The organism is Christensenella massiliensis, from assembly GCF_040409835.1.
GTDB lineage: Bacteria > Bacillota > Clostridia > Christensenellales > Christensenellaceae > Christensenella > Christensenella massiliensis.
Window position 1 is genome coordinate 1,771,172 of sequence record NZ_CP117826.1, and the last position, 15,298, is coordinate 1,786,469.

13 protein-coding genes and 1 pseudogene are annotated in these 15,298 nt (G+C 53.6%); 9 read left to right on the plus strand and 5 right to left on the minus strand.

Translation table 11 applies throughout. The annotated features are described in order from the left end of the window. The first annotated feature begins 552 nt into the window (after window positions 1-552). Window positions 553-1,362, plus strand: coding sequence for an undecaprenyl-diphosphate phosphatase (locus PUP29_RS08545; protein WP_353422982.1), 810 nt, complete (start codon window positions 553-555; stop codon window positions 1,360-1,362). 80 nt (window positions 1,363-1,442) lie between these two features. Then, complete coding sequence (locus PUP29_RS08550; RefSeq protein WP_353422983.1) at window positions 1,443-2,255, plus strand: Cof-type HAD-IIB family hydrolase; 813 nt, start codon at window positions 1,443-1,445, stop codon at window positions 2,253-2,255. Between the two features lie 363 nt (window positions 2,256-2,618). Here the strand turns inward: PUP29_RS08550 and PUP29_RS08555 are convergent, their stop codons facing one another. Further along, entirely contained in the window at window positions 2,619-3,032 is a 414-nt protein-coding gene (locus PUP29_RS08555) for a hypothetical protein (protein WP_079546270.1), read from the minus strand. 165 nt (window positions 3,033-3,197) lie between these two features. On the opposite strand from PUP29_RS08555, the gene PUP29_RS08560 reads away from it, so the two are divergent. Both PUP29_RS08560 and PUP29_RS08565 read left to right on the plus strand, forming a co-directional pair. Continuing rightward, entirely contained in the window at window positions 3,198-4,127 is a 930-nt protein-coding gene (locus PUP29_RS08560; RefSeq protein ID WP_353422984.1) for a DUF1848 domain-containing protein, read from the plus strand. Window positions 4,128-4,703: 576 nt separating this feature from the next. Continuing rightward, window positions 4,704-5,054 (plus strand): DsrE family protein, encoded by a 351-nt coding sequence (locus tag PUP29_RS08565; protein ID WP_353422985.1) that lies wholly within the window; start codon window positions 4,704-4,706, stop codon window positions 5,052-5,054. A gap of 128 nt (window positions 5,055-5,182) precedes the next feature. On the opposite strand, the gene PUP29_RS08570 is transcribed toward PUP29_RS08565, so the two are convergent. From PUP29_RS08570 to PUP29_RS08580, 3 genes and pseudogenes are all read right to left on the minus strand, one after another. Next, the gene (locus PUP29_RS08570) at window positions 5,183-5,785 is read right to left on the minus strand and encodes an extracellular solute-binding protein (protein ID WP_353422986.1); all 603 of its coding nucleotides are present in this window, start codon (window positions 5,783-5,785) and stop codon (window positions 5,183-5,185) included. A 115-nt stretch (window positions 5,786-5,900) separates the two neighbouring features. Next, window positions 5,901-6,542: pseudogene (locus PUP29_RS08575) on the minus strand (ABC transporter substrate-binding protein); the annotation flags it as partial. A 90-nt stretch (window positions 6,543-6,632) separates the two neighbouring features. Beyond that, window positions 6,633-8,042: an MATE family efflux transporter gene (locus PUP29_RS08580; protein ID WP_353422987.1), complete on the minus strand. Its 1,410-nt coding sequence runs from the start codon at window positions 8,040-8,042 to the stop codon at window positions 6,633-6,635. 212 nt (window positions 8,043-8,254) lie between these two features. On the opposite strand from PUP29_RS08580, the gene PUP29_RS08585 reads away from it, so the two are divergent. After that, complete coding sequence (locus tag PUP29_RS08585) at window positions 8,255-10,243, plus strand: hypothetical protein (RefSeq protein ID WP_079546264.1); 1,989 nt, start codon at window positions 8,255-8,257, stop codon at window positions 10,241-10,243. A 47-nt stretch (window positions 10,244-10,290) separates the two neighbouring features. Here the strand turns inward: PUP29_RS08585 and PUP29_RS08590 are convergent, their stop codons facing one another. After that, on the minus strand, window positions 10,291-10,974 hold the full coding sequence (locus PUP29_RS08590; protein WP_353422988.1) for an SGNH/GDSL hydrolase family protein: 684 nt from the start codon (window positions 10,972-10,974) through the stop codon (window positions 10,291-10,293). Window positions 10,975-11,206: 232 nt separating this feature from the next. On the opposite strand from PUP29_RS08590, the gene PUP29_RS08595 reads away from it, so the two are divergent. The 4 genes from PUP29_RS08595 to PUP29_RS08610 all read left to right on the plus strand — a co-directional run bounded on the left by PUP29_RS08595 (window position 11,207) and on the right by PUP29_RS08610 (window position 14,939). Then, the gene (locus PUP29_RS08595) at window positions 11,207-11,659 is read left to right on the plus strand and encodes an NINE protein (protein ID WP_079546262.1); all 453 of its coding nucleotides are present in this window, start codon (window positions 11,207-11,209) and stop codon (window positions 11,657-11,659) included. A gap of 151 nt (window positions 11,660-11,810) precedes the next feature. Next, on the plus strand, window positions 11,811-13,136 hold the full coding sequence (locus PUP29_RS08600) for a DUF1015 domain-containing protein (protein WP_079546261.1): 1,326 nt from the start codon (window positions 11,811-11,813) through the stop codon (window positions 13,134-13,136). A gap of 18 nt (window positions 13,137-13,154) precedes the next feature. Beyond that, window positions 13,155-14,468, plus strand: a complete 1,314-nt coding sequence (locus tag PUP29_RS08605; RefSeq protein ID WP_079546260.1) for an aspartate kinase — start codon at window positions 13,155-13,157, stop codon at window positions 14,466-14,468. A gap of 198 nt (window positions 14,469-14,666) precedes the next feature. Beyond that, on the plus strand, window positions 14,667-14,939 hold the full coding sequence (locus tag PUP29_RS08610) for a hypothetical protein (protein WP_353422990.1): 273 nt from the start codon (window positions 14,667-14,669) through the stop codon (window positions 14,937-14,939). Window positions 14,940-15,298 lie beyond the last annotated feature (359 nt).

The window sequence follows — 15,298 nt, forward strand, 5'->3', positions numbered from 1 at the left end:
CAATGACATTTTATACCTAAAATCACCCCGAAACACAGCAGTAGAAAACTGGCTTGGTGAGCATATGGCGTAAATTTTGGCGTAAAAATTTATAGCATCCAAAAACGAAACAACCACCATCAACATAGCTGAATTTTGGCCAGTTGATGGTGGTTAATTTTTATGTAGTAGTATGCCCTTAAGTTTGTGTTTGCAAATTTTCCTCTACGCTATTTTTACGCCATTTCCGCATTGAGATACATAGAAGAATATGAAGTTATATAGTTTTAGGTTTTCCTAAAAGTGGCTTGGTATCAAGCTTTATGGGCAATTTATGGATTTATATGGAGTTATGAAAACAGGCCAAGTTCCCTCGACTCCTAATTTCATAAAACACCTCGAAGTAAGCTTTGCAGCCGCGCGCCGCGGCCGTTTTGATAACTCCTTTATTATAAGCGGTAGGCCGATCTTTCGCAAGCTGTGGTTGTGGAAAACGCGCCGTCCTGTTATAATAGAATGACTGGAGGAGCTCATTCCTGCCCGGACGGGCTGAGCGTAAGGAGTATTTTTATTATGGACTTTCTGGATACGATCATTTTAGGGGCGGTTCAGGGATTTACGGAATTCCTGCCCGTTTCAAGCTCGGGACACCTGAACCTGCTGCAGGCGCTGCTCGGGGTGGGCGAGGTGCCGATCTTTTACGACGTGATGCTGCACGTAGGCACGCTCGTGGCGGTGTTTATCGTGCTTTGGCCGGAGATCGTGGCGATCCTGTCGCACCCGATCAAAAATAAGCTGGGAATGCTCATTCTTGCGACCATACCGGCGGTCGTGGTCACGCTGGTCGCGGAAAAGGCCGCGCCGGAAACGTTTGCCAGCGTGCTCGACGGAAAATATCTTGCGTTCGGGTTTTACGCCACGACGGGTGTGCTCGTGGCGTGCGAGCTGGTCGCACAGCGCATCGAGCGCAAGCGCGGCATCGAGCTTCCGCAGGCGATGGCAATGGGCCTCATGCAGGCGGCGGCCATCCTGCCCGGGCTTTCCCGCTCCGGCTCTACCATTGCGGGCGGCCTGTTTTCGGGCGTGGGACGCGAAAAAGCCGCGAAGTTCGCGTTTTTGATGTCTATCCCGGCCATCCTCGGCGGGGTGGTGTTCGGCGCAAAGGACGTCGCGGAGAACGGCATGGGCGATGTTTCCGTTCCGGCGGTCATCGTGGGCGCGATCGTTGCGGCGGTGTGCGGCTTTATCGCCATCAAATTCATGCTCAGGCTCATCAGCAAATATAAGCTTTACGGCTTTGCGATCTATACGGCGGTCATCGGCACGGTCGTGCTGGTCGAATCCATGACCGCAGGGCATTATTTTGTGAATCCGTTCGTATAAGAACGGAACGGGATACAGGGAAGCGGCCTCTTCATGCGGGGGGCCGCTTTTTGTCCGCGGCAATGCCGCGGGGAGGCGTCATGCGGAATTATCAGATGGTATTCAGCGATATAGACGGAACGCTGCTGGATACGGACAACCACATCACACGGCGGACGCTGGCTGCGGTGCGCGCGCTTCCTGCGCGCGGGGTCTCCTTTGTGGTCATTTCCGCGCGCAGCCCGGCGGGAATACGCACGGTGCTCACGGAGTACGGCCTGAAATGCCCCCTTGTCGCGTACAGCGGCGGGCTTATTTTAGACGAATGCGGAAAAACGCTGTATTCCCGCGGTATGAGCAGGCAGTGTGCGGAAGAAGTGCTGCAATATCTGGAGGGGCTGCGGTGCGGCCTTTGCTGGAACCTGTTCACACCGGAGGAATGGCTTGTAAAGGATAAACGGGATCCCCGTGCGCGCCGCGAAGAACGCTTTGTGGGCGCGCAGTCGCGGGAGGGGAGCCTTGCGGACCTGCCGAATGGAGCGGAGGTCAGCAAAATACTCTGCATGTGCGCCGAAGAAAAAATAAAAGAGGCAGAAGAGCGGATCAAAGAACGGTTTTCCGCCCTGTCCGTCGTGCGGTCGGCGGACACCCTGCTTGAGATCATGGCACCGGGCGTCAACAAGGCGGCGGCGATGGACGTGCTGTGCGGGATGCTCGGAACAGATGCGGCGCATGCCGTTGCGTTCGGGGATAACTACAACGATGTGGAAATGCTGCGGCATGCAGGATGCGGCGTTGCGATGGAAAACGCACCGGAGGAAGTGAAGCGGCAGGCGGCCCGCGTCACACTGGACAACGACCACGACGGGATATGGCACGCCCTGCTCCGGCTGGGCCTTGCGGACCCGGCGTGAAAAAAACAAGGGCGCTTCCGTCATGCTGTGGCCATAAAAAAGGAAGCCCGTGCCGGAAAGGGCTTCCTTTTTTCTACAAATTTCTAAAGCTCCCTGTTTTTAGGAACTTTAAAACAAAATGCTTTGAGACCATAATTTTTTGCCCATATCTTCTTACCGTTTTTAGTAATATACGGACTGAAAATGGTTTTGTATTGTTTTACCATAAGCGATCCTCCCTTCCTTTCCCCTTGAAGATAGACGATCCGTATGATATAGTAATAAAGGATATCCCGGCAATACGGATTATCTATTGGCCAACGTTGCCGCGTTGGTTACAAGGGGCAGATCACTCTCATGGGTGGTCTGCTTTTGTTATAAAATTTATTTTAATTTGTTTCTTATTATTTTTAAATTCCTACATAGTTCTTTTAATTCCATAAATGATAAGACATCTTCTTTTTCCATCTCAAAAAATGGAAGGTCATAGGCAAGTTTTGTTATAGTGCGGCAGAATCGATCGATCTCAGATTGTGTTTTCTGTTTGGTCTCTTCAATGACGGAACTTTTATTATTGTTTGAAGCAGGATGCACATTTTCTGATTTCGCTGCTTTATAGATTCCGCGACCTGTATTGAGCAAATCCCCGGATTTTACTAAATATGCAAGAGCACCCGACAATTGACCAGAGGTAAAAGATCCAACAATAGAGTTTTTGATTTCTGAAACGGAATGATTACGAAAATCAGAAGTGATTTTTCGAATCTGATTTTTAATTTCGATGCTTGATAGGTTCATTGGACACCTCATATAAACGATTTTGAAACAAGTATAACATAGAAAGTATAAAAAGTAAACAAACAAAATTTGTTTGTTTGTTGATAAAAAAACAAATGAAACCGAATTATAAATTGTGTAAAGATTAAAGATGCATAGTGTATAATAGAACAAAGGAGGCACGATATGATCGTCAGCGCGAGCAGGCGGACGGATATTCCGCGCTTTTATTTTGAATGGTTTTTAAACCGTCTTGCAGACGGCTTCGTTTTGGTGCGCAATCCGATGAATTTTCATCAGGTGAGCCGCGTGCCCCTCTCGCCGGAGACGGTAGACTGCATCGTATTCTGGACGAAAGACCCCGCCCCCATGCTCGCACAGCTATACAGACTGGAGCCGTATCCCTATTATATACAATTTACGGTCAACCCCTACGGCGGGGAAACAGAACGTGCGCTGCCGCCGAAAAAGACGCTTCTCGATACGTTTCGGAGGCTTGCGGAGCGTATCGGGCCGGAACGTATGGTATGGCGGTACAGCCCCATTCTGATCAGCGCAGACTATATGGCGGAGCGGCATCTCGAATTTTTCGGCGAGACCGCGCGGGCTCTGCGGGGATATACGAAGCAATGTAAAATGAGCCTGCTCGATCTCTATCCTAAAATCAGGAAGCGCATGGCGGCGTGCGACGTGACCGCGGCAGGGCAAAGCGGGGGAGAGGCGCTCGCCCTCCGGCTCGCGGAGGAGGGGCGGCGGAACGGTATCGAGGTCTCGGCCTGTGGGAGTCCGTCTCTTGCCGCGGCAGGGCTTCCACAGGCAAAATGCGTAGACGGCGCGCTCATCACGCGCATCACCGGCCTGCGCTACAATCTGAAAAAGGACGCCGGACAGCGCGCGTCGTGCGCGTGCGTGAAAAGTGTGGATATCGGCGCTTACGATACATGCGGCAACGGATGCCGGTATTGCTATGCGAATGTGTCGGATGAAGCCGTGCGGAGGAACCGTGCGGCCTACGACCCGCGCGCGCCTCTGCTGTGCAGCCGCCTGCTTCCGGAAGACAAGGTGACTGAAAGGGAAGCGAAATCGGACCGCGCCGGACAACTGAGCTTGTTTTGACGGAAAGAGCGTCCATACCGCTCAAAACAAATATTCCGCATTCCTGTGCGGGCGCCGCCCGCTTCAATACCCTGCCGCTGTGCGGCAGGGCTTTTTGTGTCTGCGGCGTCCTGCCGCACAGTTCAAAGCTGTCAGGAGGATGGCCCGGCAGCTTAAAATATGCCCTGCCCGATTAAATTTCAGAAGAATCTGTTAGAAATCGTCAAAATGGATTATCAATACCAAGGAGGTAACGGAATAGTCAGATCAAAACGTATTTACGACGGTGTGCAGAAAAAGACGGCTGCCATATTTCATCAGCGGGCGAGTCGTGGCCGTACGGAAAAGAGGCGTGGATTCGTGGGAAAAGAGGCTGCGCCCCCGCGGGAATGGCTTGGGCGCCGGCGCTTTGATGAATTTAGAGAACGGTACCTTGCGGAACTACGGGGGAATCCGGCGGGAGGCCCGTTCACAGCGTTGGTGAGGATGTGTTTTTTTCCATGGCAATGTTACCTTTGTTTATGCGGCGGGAGACCCTGCACACGTTCACACCGTGGTACTGAAGCAATAGGCAGAACGACTGAAGGAGGGAAAAATATGAAGACAGTGATCCATGTAGACGAACCGGAAAAATGGGAGCTGGCGCTCACAAACGCCGGAAACATCATAAAGTATGGCGAACAGACGGGAACGGATTTTCGCATCGAGATCGTTGCGAACGGAGCGGCGGTCGAGAACCTCAGAGAGGACCGCGCCCGCGCCGACGGACGGTATGACGCGATTCGCGACCTTGCGCTCGATACCGTCAAATTTGCGGCGTGCAGAAACGCCCTTGCCGCCGCAGGGATACGGGAGGGAAGCCTGATCCCCTTTATTGAAGTCGTTCCGTCGGGAGCGGTGGAGCTGATCCGCCGGCAAAAAGAGGGCTATGCCTATATAAAGCCGTAAAGAGCAATCAAAAAAAGCAGGCATTACCTGCTTTTTTTGTATGGATGATCCAATCGGGCAGCTCCGCAGACTGCAGTCTGCGGAGCTGTGGGAGGAAACCATTCTGTTCACGCAATCTCTGTTTTATATCAGCCGTTGGTTTCTGCGTTTGCCAGCAGGCGTGCGAGTTCCTCGTCCCACTTGGCGAGTTCGGTATCTACATCAGCGCCGGTGAAGATGCTCTGCATCGATTTCAGCGCGAAGTTTTCCATGCCGACCGGCAGACCATCGTCGCCTACTACCTTGAAGAATTCAGGGATGAGAGTGCAGCCCTCATAGTTGCTGATAAACTCTTCCATGACCGGACCCTGTTCATAGGTCACAGGCACCTTGGTCACAGAGACGAGGCCGTCCGCCTCGAGATAGTAGCGGTAAATATCTTCATTTCCGCCGAGCACATAGTCTACAAAGCGGAATGCCGCTTCTTTATTTTGGGATTCGTTGCTCACACCCCAGTAAACGGGGGTCGCGCAATAGGTTTTGGAGCCAGAGATGTTAGGCGTCAGAAACGTGCCAATACTGGTATCGCCCTCCGCGTCCAGTGTAGCGGCTGTCCAAGAACCGTCCCACATCATAGCGGTTGCGCCCTTTTTGAATTCCTCCGCGGACTGGGTATAGCTGAATGACATAGAGCCTTCGTGGTAATAGCCGGCATCGATCAGTGCTTTCCATGCTTTCGGAGGCTGTTTCATTTGACCATTTGACTTTTCCGTCCAGCAGATCGCGGTTCAGATTCGGATAAGCTGCTAGCAAATCGCTGTTGAAGCCGGTGATGAGGTAGCCAGAGCCGCAGGCCCAGATATCTTTTGCGCCGCTGCCCATAAGCGGAATCTTGCCTGCCACTTTCAGTTTTTCGCATACCTGCACGAATTCATCCCACGTTTCGGGAAGCTCTGTGATGCCTGCCTCCTCGAATTGGTCTTTGTGATAATACATCTGCATCCGATACTGCATGCTTGCGGGGATCAGCGTTTTTTTGCCGAACGTTTCGATGATGGTCGCATCCTCATAACGGGACAGAAGCTCATCCGGGACCTCCGCAAAAAGGCCCTCGATGTCGGCAACAGAATTCGCTTCCATTACGACATCCGGAAATGTTCCAGCGGCGAGCTGCGTTTTCAGGAATTGGCCGCGGTCGTCGCCTGTCATCAATATTTTTTCAATTCTGATATCCGGGTTATCGGCTTCAAAAGAGTCGATAATGTGCTGATAAAAATCAGCCGAAAAATTGGCTGTCTCATAGACTGCCCATGTTATGGTCACCGGTTCCCCGGACGTGGTCTTTGCGCCGGCACTTTCAGAAATACTGTCTGCGGCGGGAGCGGCTGCGCAGCCGACAAACAGCGCGGTCGTAAACAGTATAGTCAGGACTAACGAAATAATTTTTTTCATTTTTCTTTCCTCGTTTTTATTTTGATGTTGTTTAGCTGCGTGAAAAGAGTGGACCATTCGTTTGATTCAATGATAAGATGCCGCTACTATCGATGCAATTTCAAAGATTGCAGGAGTCTTTCCAAATATTATAAACGGTTTCAAAAATTATACTTTCGTATGTTGCCGCTGTGTTGCTTTGCTGTACAAAGAATAGTGATAAATACTTCTATATTTGAAAAAAAAGAAAAGTGAAAAGGGAAAGGTGAGGAGCTCTGCTGCGGAAACGGCGAACCATATCCCGTTCATACCGAGAAAGGATGGGAGCAGAAGAAGCGCGCCAAGTAGGAATACAAAGGTACGCAGAAAAGAAATCGTTGCGGATACCCGCGCATTTCCAAGGGAGGTGAAAAAGGCGGAGGAAAATATATTGAATCCAATAAAGATATAAGATATTGCAAAAAAGGGAAAGCCCTCCGACGCGAGCCTGAACACAGGTGAGCCAGGCGGAGCGAAAATCGTGAAAAAGTTGTTTGCCGAAAGCAGAGAGATCACATAGGTCGCTACTGAGAACAGGGTGATAGAGCGGATACACTGCACGAAAAGGCGTCGTAGGCGTTTTCCATCCTGCGTGCCGAGAGTATAGCTCAAAAGCGGGGCCACGCCGTTCGAAAAACCGATATAAAGCGCTGTCCACAAATTTTGCGAATAGAGCAGAATGGAAATGGCAGCCACACCGTCCTCGCCAACTCGCTCTATCATCGTTAGATTAAAGACGAATACGGCAAGGCTTCCCGCCATCACGCTGATCATTTCTGAAGCTCCGTTCGCCATGCTCCTGCCGATGATCCGAGCCCGAAAAAGAGGCGGGGCGATACGCAGATCCGTTTTTTTCTGCAGCGTAAAATAGGAAATGGCAAAGACAGACGGAACGGTATAGCCTATCCCCGTTGCAAGAGCCGCGCCGAAAACGCCCCAGCCGAGTATGGCGATAAAAAGGTATTCCAGCGCGATCTTTGTAAAGCCGGCGGCAAGAGCCACAGCCATACCGATCTGCGGTTTTCCCGCCGTGACGAAAAAATAGTGGAAAAAGGTCTGAATGAGGCCGAAGGGAATAAAAGGCAGCAGGGCGGTAAAGTAGGCCCTGCAGTAGGGCAGTAGCAGAGGAGAAGCGCCGAGAAGCTGTAGCAGGCCGCCCTGAAAAACGAAGGCAAGGACAGACAGAATGGCCCCGGTGCTTCCTGAGAGGATCAGCAGGGCCGTAAAATAGCGCCGGGCGGTCTCCGGCGCTCCGGCGCCAAGCTTGTGCGCGACGACAGCGCTGCCGCCCGCACCGAACATATTTCCGAATGCGATGACCGTATAAAGAAACGGGCCGACGATATTTACCGCGGCCAGCGCATCGGTATTCACCCACTGAGAAAGGAAAATACCGTCTACGACCGTATAGAGTGCCATAAAGACCATCATAATAATGGTGGGGAGCGTAAAGCGGAAAACCGGAAAAAAATCCGGATGTATGGAAAGACCTTTATCCATATTCGTCACCTGCGCCGTGCCGTTCGGCGCTTCCATCATGATTGATTTATCATAGCAGTCTGGAAGGAGGATTGCAATTTCAATAATTATACAAAACAAAATTTTTGATGTGGATGGGAGGAAAAAGCCTGTAATATTCAAACAAAACCTATAATCTTTTGAATTGTGCGGACGCACGCAGATAATCCAATATAAAGGAAAAGGGGGAGACATCCCCGTATTCAAATCATATTTTTAAAGGAGATACCATTATGAAGCTTGCGCAACGGGTCCACTATAATGCATGGAAGGACGAAACGGAATTTGCATCTTTGCTTGCTTTTCTGAAGCGGTACGGAGATTTACTCGATGAGCTTACCCTTTTTACAGAATATTCGCATTACGGCTATCGTCCGCTCCCTGAGATCAAGAAAGATATGGCGGTCCTGCGGGAGCGCATCGAAACGCTGCGCAGCCTTGGTTTCAGCGTGGGCGTGAATGTTTTATGTACCATCGGGCATATCGATGAGGGAAGCGCCAGCGAGAAAAGCCCGTATGTACCCGTAATGGGCTATGATGGAGAGGAATCGGCAGGCTGCTTTTGTCCGGTCAACATGGGCTTTCTGCAATATATTGAAGAAAAATACAGGCTGGTCGCTGAGACGAGGCCGGATTATATCTGGGTGGACGACGACATCAAATTGTTCTGGAACGGCGTAAAATTTGGCTGCTTCTGCCCGGCATGTATAGAACGGTTCAACAAAAAAATGAGGAGCAGCTATACCCGCGAGACGCTCGTGCAGGCAATGGAGCAGCCAGACGGGAATGCGCTGCGGGCGGCGTTTGTGCAGGACAACAGTAATAAAATAACGGAGTTGCTCGCACATATCAAGAACGCGGTGCGTACGGTGTGCCCGGGCCTTCCACTCGGCTTTATGACACAGCATCAGGGTTGGAGCACCTTCAACGGGATGTCGTTTGATGACTGGTTTACAGCGCTCGATGCGGAAAAAGGGCGGCCGGGCGAGGGTTTTTACGACGATACGGAGCCGCAGGGCGTATATGTCAAGGTGCTTTCCACCGCGCGGCAGGCGGCGGAATATCCGGCCATGGTCACAGATGTGCAGTATGAGGTAGAGAATTTTCCCTATCATGATTTCCAGAAATCCCGGCGCATCACGCTTGACGAATGCACGCTCGCGCTGGCAGCGGGCATGAACGGGGTGTTGCTTAACACGATGAAGATAGATCCGGGCACACGGTATGACGGGTGCGACCTGCTGTATGAGGATATTCGAACAATGCGTCCGGTGTGGAACGCGATGCAGGCGTTTGCAGAAGGCTTTGAGTGCCGGGGATTTTATCCGGCCATATCCCGGAAATACGATCAACGGCGGCCGGTACACGGGGACGAGAGTTTTTTTACAACGTATGAGAACAATCCGCGCCACAATGTGATGAAAACCTATTCGCTTGCGCAGATCGGTATACCGCTTTCCATGCAGCCGGAGCATGCGGACGGTACGATACTCACGGGCAGGCTAGCAGAGGGCTTTACTGACAGCGAACTGAAAAAATTTCTTGCGGGCGCAGTGATTCTCGACGCGGAAGCAGTGCGGACGCTGGAACGGCGGGGCATGGGAAACCTTACAGGCGTACGTGCGGGTGAAGATACGACTGATTCGGTACGGGAACGCTACAATTTGGACGATGCGGTGAACGACGGGCTGCGGGATGTATACAGAGACGTGCGTACAGCCTTTTTCCACGGTGCGGCAGCTCCGCTTTTCCCGGAGGTAACAGGTGTGCGAGAAATCAGCTTTTTGGAGGACTACAGGGGAGAGCACCTCGGCGCGGCAGGAACGCTGTTTGAAAACGAGCTTGGCGGCCGCGTCTGCGCGCTTGGCTATTCGCCGTTCGACAGGATCGTATCGCGTGCACGCCGTACACAGATGCTACGGGTGTGCGACTATCTGACAAGAGAGACGATGCCTGCGGTCATTTTCAATGACGGGAAAGGAGCACAGTTTGTTCGGTCGAGTATGGATGGCCGCCGGACGCTGGTGGCGTTCATCAATTTGTCTCTCGATGAGGTAGATGTTCTTGAACTCGGCGTGCGCGGCGCGCGGAAAGGCATGCTTCTCTTGCCGGGCGGCGCGCAACTGTCCCTGTGTGCAGTGGATTCAGGGGGCTACGGACGGTTTTCACTGCCATCGGTTCCTGCGTTTGGAACATGTGTGCTGCTTACAGAGGCGGATTAAAAAAGAAAAAAGACGGGATATTTGTTCTTTATATACAGACATTCGGCTCAAAGGCAGCCTGCGTTTCGCAGGCGATTTGTCAGGATGCGGGCCATGGCTGCATAGCCCTTTGCATTCGGATGGATACCGTCCGGCGTATAGTCCGGGCGAATGGTTTTTCCGTCAGGGAGGCACAGGGCGGGAAAGTAATCGATGTATTGGAGGCAGTTTTCCGCACACAGGCCGCGCAAAAATCCGTTCATCTCCGCGGTCATGGAAAAGCGGAGCTCTTTATTGAAAGGCGGGGCGATATCCGACGGGATCACCGAGCAAAGCGAAAGGGCAACGCCCGCGGTTTTGCATTTCCGTACGAGCTCCCGCAGGTTGGCCTTATATTCCTCCAGCACGAGCTGCTGCGGTTCGCCCTCCGTACGCCACCAATGGTCGTAATGGGTGCGGGAGATGTCGTTCGTGCCGATCATCAGCACGCAGCGGGCGGGCACAAGCTGAATGCAGTCCGCGTCGAAGCGCCGCAGCAGATAGGTGGAATCGTCTCCGCCGATGGCGCGGTTGACGATGCATTTTTCACGGCCGATATAGGCGGGGATATCCCAGAGCTGGGTGATGCTGTCTCCGATGAACAGCAGGTCGATCTTTGTGCCGAGGTATAAAAGCTGTTCGTTGCCGAAGTCAAAATCCATGCGGCGGTTGTCCGCACAGACCGTCTTTCCAAAATATCCGGGCTTGATCATGATATTCCTCCGGGAATGAAAAATAGGACTCTATCCTAAAACCGATTATAGGGCGCACAGGAAAACGCCGCAATTCCAAAGATTATAGTTTTTTTTCGGATATTGCAGGACGAAAACAGCAAAACCCCTTAACAGTTTATGAAGATACCATGAAGTTCGTTGACTTGCCCGCCGCATGCTCCTATACTAAAGCCAAGAAAACGCGGACAGGCCGCGCTTTGGAGGTTTTAAAATGGCGGAATTCAAATATTGCAGGAATTGCGGGAAGCAGCTCGAGCCGGGCGCAAGGGTGTGCATGGGCTGCGGCGTTCCGGTAGGAACGGGGCACCGTTATTGCTGGAACTGCGGCAGCGGAACGGACGAGGAGGCCGTCGTGTGCGTCGCGTGCGGCGTGGGGCTCGTGCCGAAGAGCGGACGGCCGCCGGAAAGGGCGGCGGCGCAGCCGGGCGCAAAGTCCAAAGTGGCGGCGGGGCTGCTTGGTATCTTTCTCGGGTGGCTGGGCATCCATAATTTTTATCTCGGCTTTACCAGCAAGGCCGTCACGCAGCTTATACTCGGCATTCTCGGCATCGTGACGTTCGGCGTCACGACGTGGATATCCGGCATCTGGGGCTTTGTGGAGGGCATATTGGCTCTCACGGGCGGCATCCCTGCGGACGCGGAGGGAAAGCCGCTTGCCGACTGACGGAAAAAGCAGTACGCAAAAAAGCGTTCGGGAAGCCTTCCCGAACGCTTTTTTCGTGCGTTGCGCTTGAAAAAACGGTCCTGAAATATTATACTATTATATCGGTATCTTTTATTCGTTTCCGGTGGGGAAAAGAAAAACGGAGGTAACCATGAAAGAAAACAACGAGCAGGGGTTCCGCATTCCCCGCGTGCTTTTGCCCGCGGAAAACGTGAACCTTGCAAAATGGGCGTGCATCGCCTGCGACCAGTTCACGTCTCAGCCGGATTACTGGAGGGCTGTGGAACGGTTCGTAGGGAACGTCCCGTCTACCCTGCACATCACGCTCCCGGAGATCTATCTGGAGGATGAACGGGTAGAGGAACATATCGCGGATATGAAGGAGACCATGCGCGAATATCTGGAGACCGGCGTGCTGCGCGAGCTGCCCGAGGGGGTGGTCCTGACGGAGCGGCACATCGGCGGAAAGGTGCGCAAGGGCATCCTGCTTGCGATGGACCTTGAGCAATACGACTATAGAATAGAAAACAAGCCGATGCTGCGGGCAACGGAGCAAACGGTCCTTTCGCGTATCCCACCCCGTGTGCAGATACGCCGGGGCGCGGCGGTGGAGCTGCCGCACGTTATGCTGCTCATGGACGATGAAAAGGACAGCGTCATCGGCCCGCTGCACGCGCAGCGCAGCGCGCTCCCGAAGCTCTATGATTTTGACCTGATGATGGACGGCGGGCGCATCGAGGGCTGGCTCGTGGATAATCCGAAGCTGCTCGGCGGCCTTACAGAGGCGCTCACGGCTCTGCCGCGCCGGGATAATATGATGTTCTGCGTGGGCGACGGGAACCACTCGCTCGCAACGGCGAAGGCGATCTGGGACGAAGCCAAGGAAAAGCTTTCCGCGGAGGAACGGGAGGGGCATCCGCTCCGCTACGCGCTGTGCGAGGTCATCAACCTGCGCGACCGCGCAGTGGAATTCATGCCCATCCACCGGGTACTGTTCGGCGTAAACCCGGCAGGATGCGTACAGTTTCTGGTCGAACGCCTGCGCGAAAAGGGCAAGAACGCAAAGCTGGTGTTCGGGCGCTGGCGTAGCGAGATCGAGCACGACGGAACGTATCAGATCCCGTTCCTATACCACGACGGCGCGGGGCGTATCATCATCGAGGACCCGAAGCATCCGCTCGCGGTCGGCGAGGTGCAGGAGGCATTCGAGGAATATATCGGCGAGAACCCGTCCGCGCGTCTCGACTATATCCACGGGGACGAAGCGTTTTTGGAGCTTTCCCGGGAATACGACAACATCGGCTTCTATTTTGAAGCGCTCGATAAGGCGGAGTTTTTCGATCTGATCGTAAAATGCGGCGTGCTCCCCAAAAAGACGTTCTCGCTTGGGGAAGCGGAGGAAAAGCGCTATTATCTCGAGGGGCGCCTGCTCGCGCCCTACGCAAAGGAAGAAGGACCGGCGGAGCCGGAAGAATAAAACGGTGGGGGAATGAACATGGCAGTCAAAGTTACGAAATTCGGCGGAAGCTCGCTTGCGTCCGCGGAGCAGATCTTAAAAATGAAGAAGATCGTGGAGGCGGACGAGGCAAGGAAATTTGTAGTGCCCTCCGCGCCCGGCAAGCGCTTCAAGGACGATGTCAAGGTCACGGACCTGCTGTATTCCCTGCATGACGCGGCCTCCCATTTTGAGGAGACGGAGGAGATCTACCGCCAGATCGTGCGCCGCTATACGGATATCCGCGACGAGCTGGGGCTCTCCATCAAAATTGAGGACTATCTGGAAAAGGTATATGAGGATATCAAAACGGGCGCGAACGAGGACTATGCGGCGTCACGGGGCGAATATCTGAACGGCCTGCTCATCGCGGACCTTTTGGGCTATGATTTCATCGACGCGGCGGACGTGATCTTTTTTGACGAAAACGGGGGCTACGACGCGAAGAAAACGCTTTCCATTCTGCCGGGGGCTTTAAAGCTGCACGAGCGGGCCGTGGTGCCCGGCTTTTACGGAAGCTTGCCGAACGGGAAGATCAGGACGTTTTCGCGCGGGGGCAGCGACATCACGGGCTCTATTGTGGCACGCGCGGCGAATGCGGACCTGTATGAGAACTGGACGGACGTTTCCGGCTTCATGATGGCGGACCCGCGCATCGTGGAAGACCCGAAGAAGATAGACGTCGTCACCTACCGCGAGCTGCGCGAGCTTGCGTATATGGGCGCGACCGTTCTGCACGAGGACAGCATTTTCCCCGTGCTCGAGGCGGCGATACCCATCAATGTGAAAAACACCAACGACCCGGAGAACAGCGGCACCATGATCATTCCGGCGGTGGAGGGCCGGGGCGAGGCGGACGGCATCACGGGCATCGCAGGGAAAAAGAATTTTACCGTCATCACGATCGAAAAGGATGGTATGAATACGGAGATCGGCTTTGGACGCAAGGTGCTCACCTGCCTTGAAAAATTCGGGCTTTCGTTTGAGCACATGCCCACATCGATCGATACGATCTCCATTGTGGTGGCCGACGTGCGTATCCGCCACTGCATCGAGGAACTCATCGACGAAATACACGCGGTGTGCCAGCCGGACAGCGTGGAGGTCTCCTCCAACATGGCGATCATCGCGACGGTGGGCCGCGGCATGATCCGTCAGGTGGGCGTTTCGGCGAAGCTGTTCGCCGCGCTTGCGGACAGCCATGTCAACGTGCGCATGATCGATCAAGGCTCGAGCGAGATCAACATCATCGTGGGTGTGGAAAACGACGATTTTGAAAAGGCGGTAAAAGCCATCTATAACGCGCTGGTGTAACGGAGCGGAGCGGCGGCAGAAGCAGGGGAGAAAGCGGGCAGAACGGGAGCGGGCGGTTCCGGCTCCAGAAGCCCGGCCAGCGGAACCGAAAAGACGGCTTCGAATCCGAAAACGCCTGAGAACGGCGGAACAGGCAATAGCGGAAGCAGCGGAGAGCCGGAGGTTCATACCCACAACTGGGTGGAGCAGACCAAGACCGTGCACCATGAGGCGGAATATGAGACGGTGCATCATGACGCGGTGACAAAGGAGCAAACTATTTGCACCGGATGTCATCAGGCAGTTGCAGACTTTAGTGCTCATAAAAAAGAAGCTATGCTGAATAATAATGAAACTTGCAGAAATGCTGGATATACAGTTAAAGATATTACTGTTCAAGAGGCATACGATGAAAAGGTACTGGTCAAGGACGCATGGGACGAAACCGTGGTAACAGGCTGCCGATGCTCCGGCTGCGGCGCTTTGAAATGACAGGGGATAAAGAATAGAGAATAAGGAATCAGGAAACGAACAAAAGGGCGGGGAGTGACGGGAGCGCCCGGGCAAGGGATGCCCAAGAGCGCAAGCGAAGCGTGAGACAAAAGGGGTCCCCGCGCAAGCCCAGCAGCGCGGGTTGCGTGGGGTAGAGAAAGGGCGGTCCGTGAGCGAGGCTTTCGGACGCAGGACGAAAACGAGTAAAAGGACATGCCCTGACGCGAGGCGTAAGCGCGAAGCAAAAGGGCGTGCGACGACGCGGCCTACTGCCGTGCGGAAAATACGCAAGAGGCAGAATAGGACGACGCAGGAAACGGAACAGAGCCGACTTTGCTCATGATAAACCGGGGTCCCCG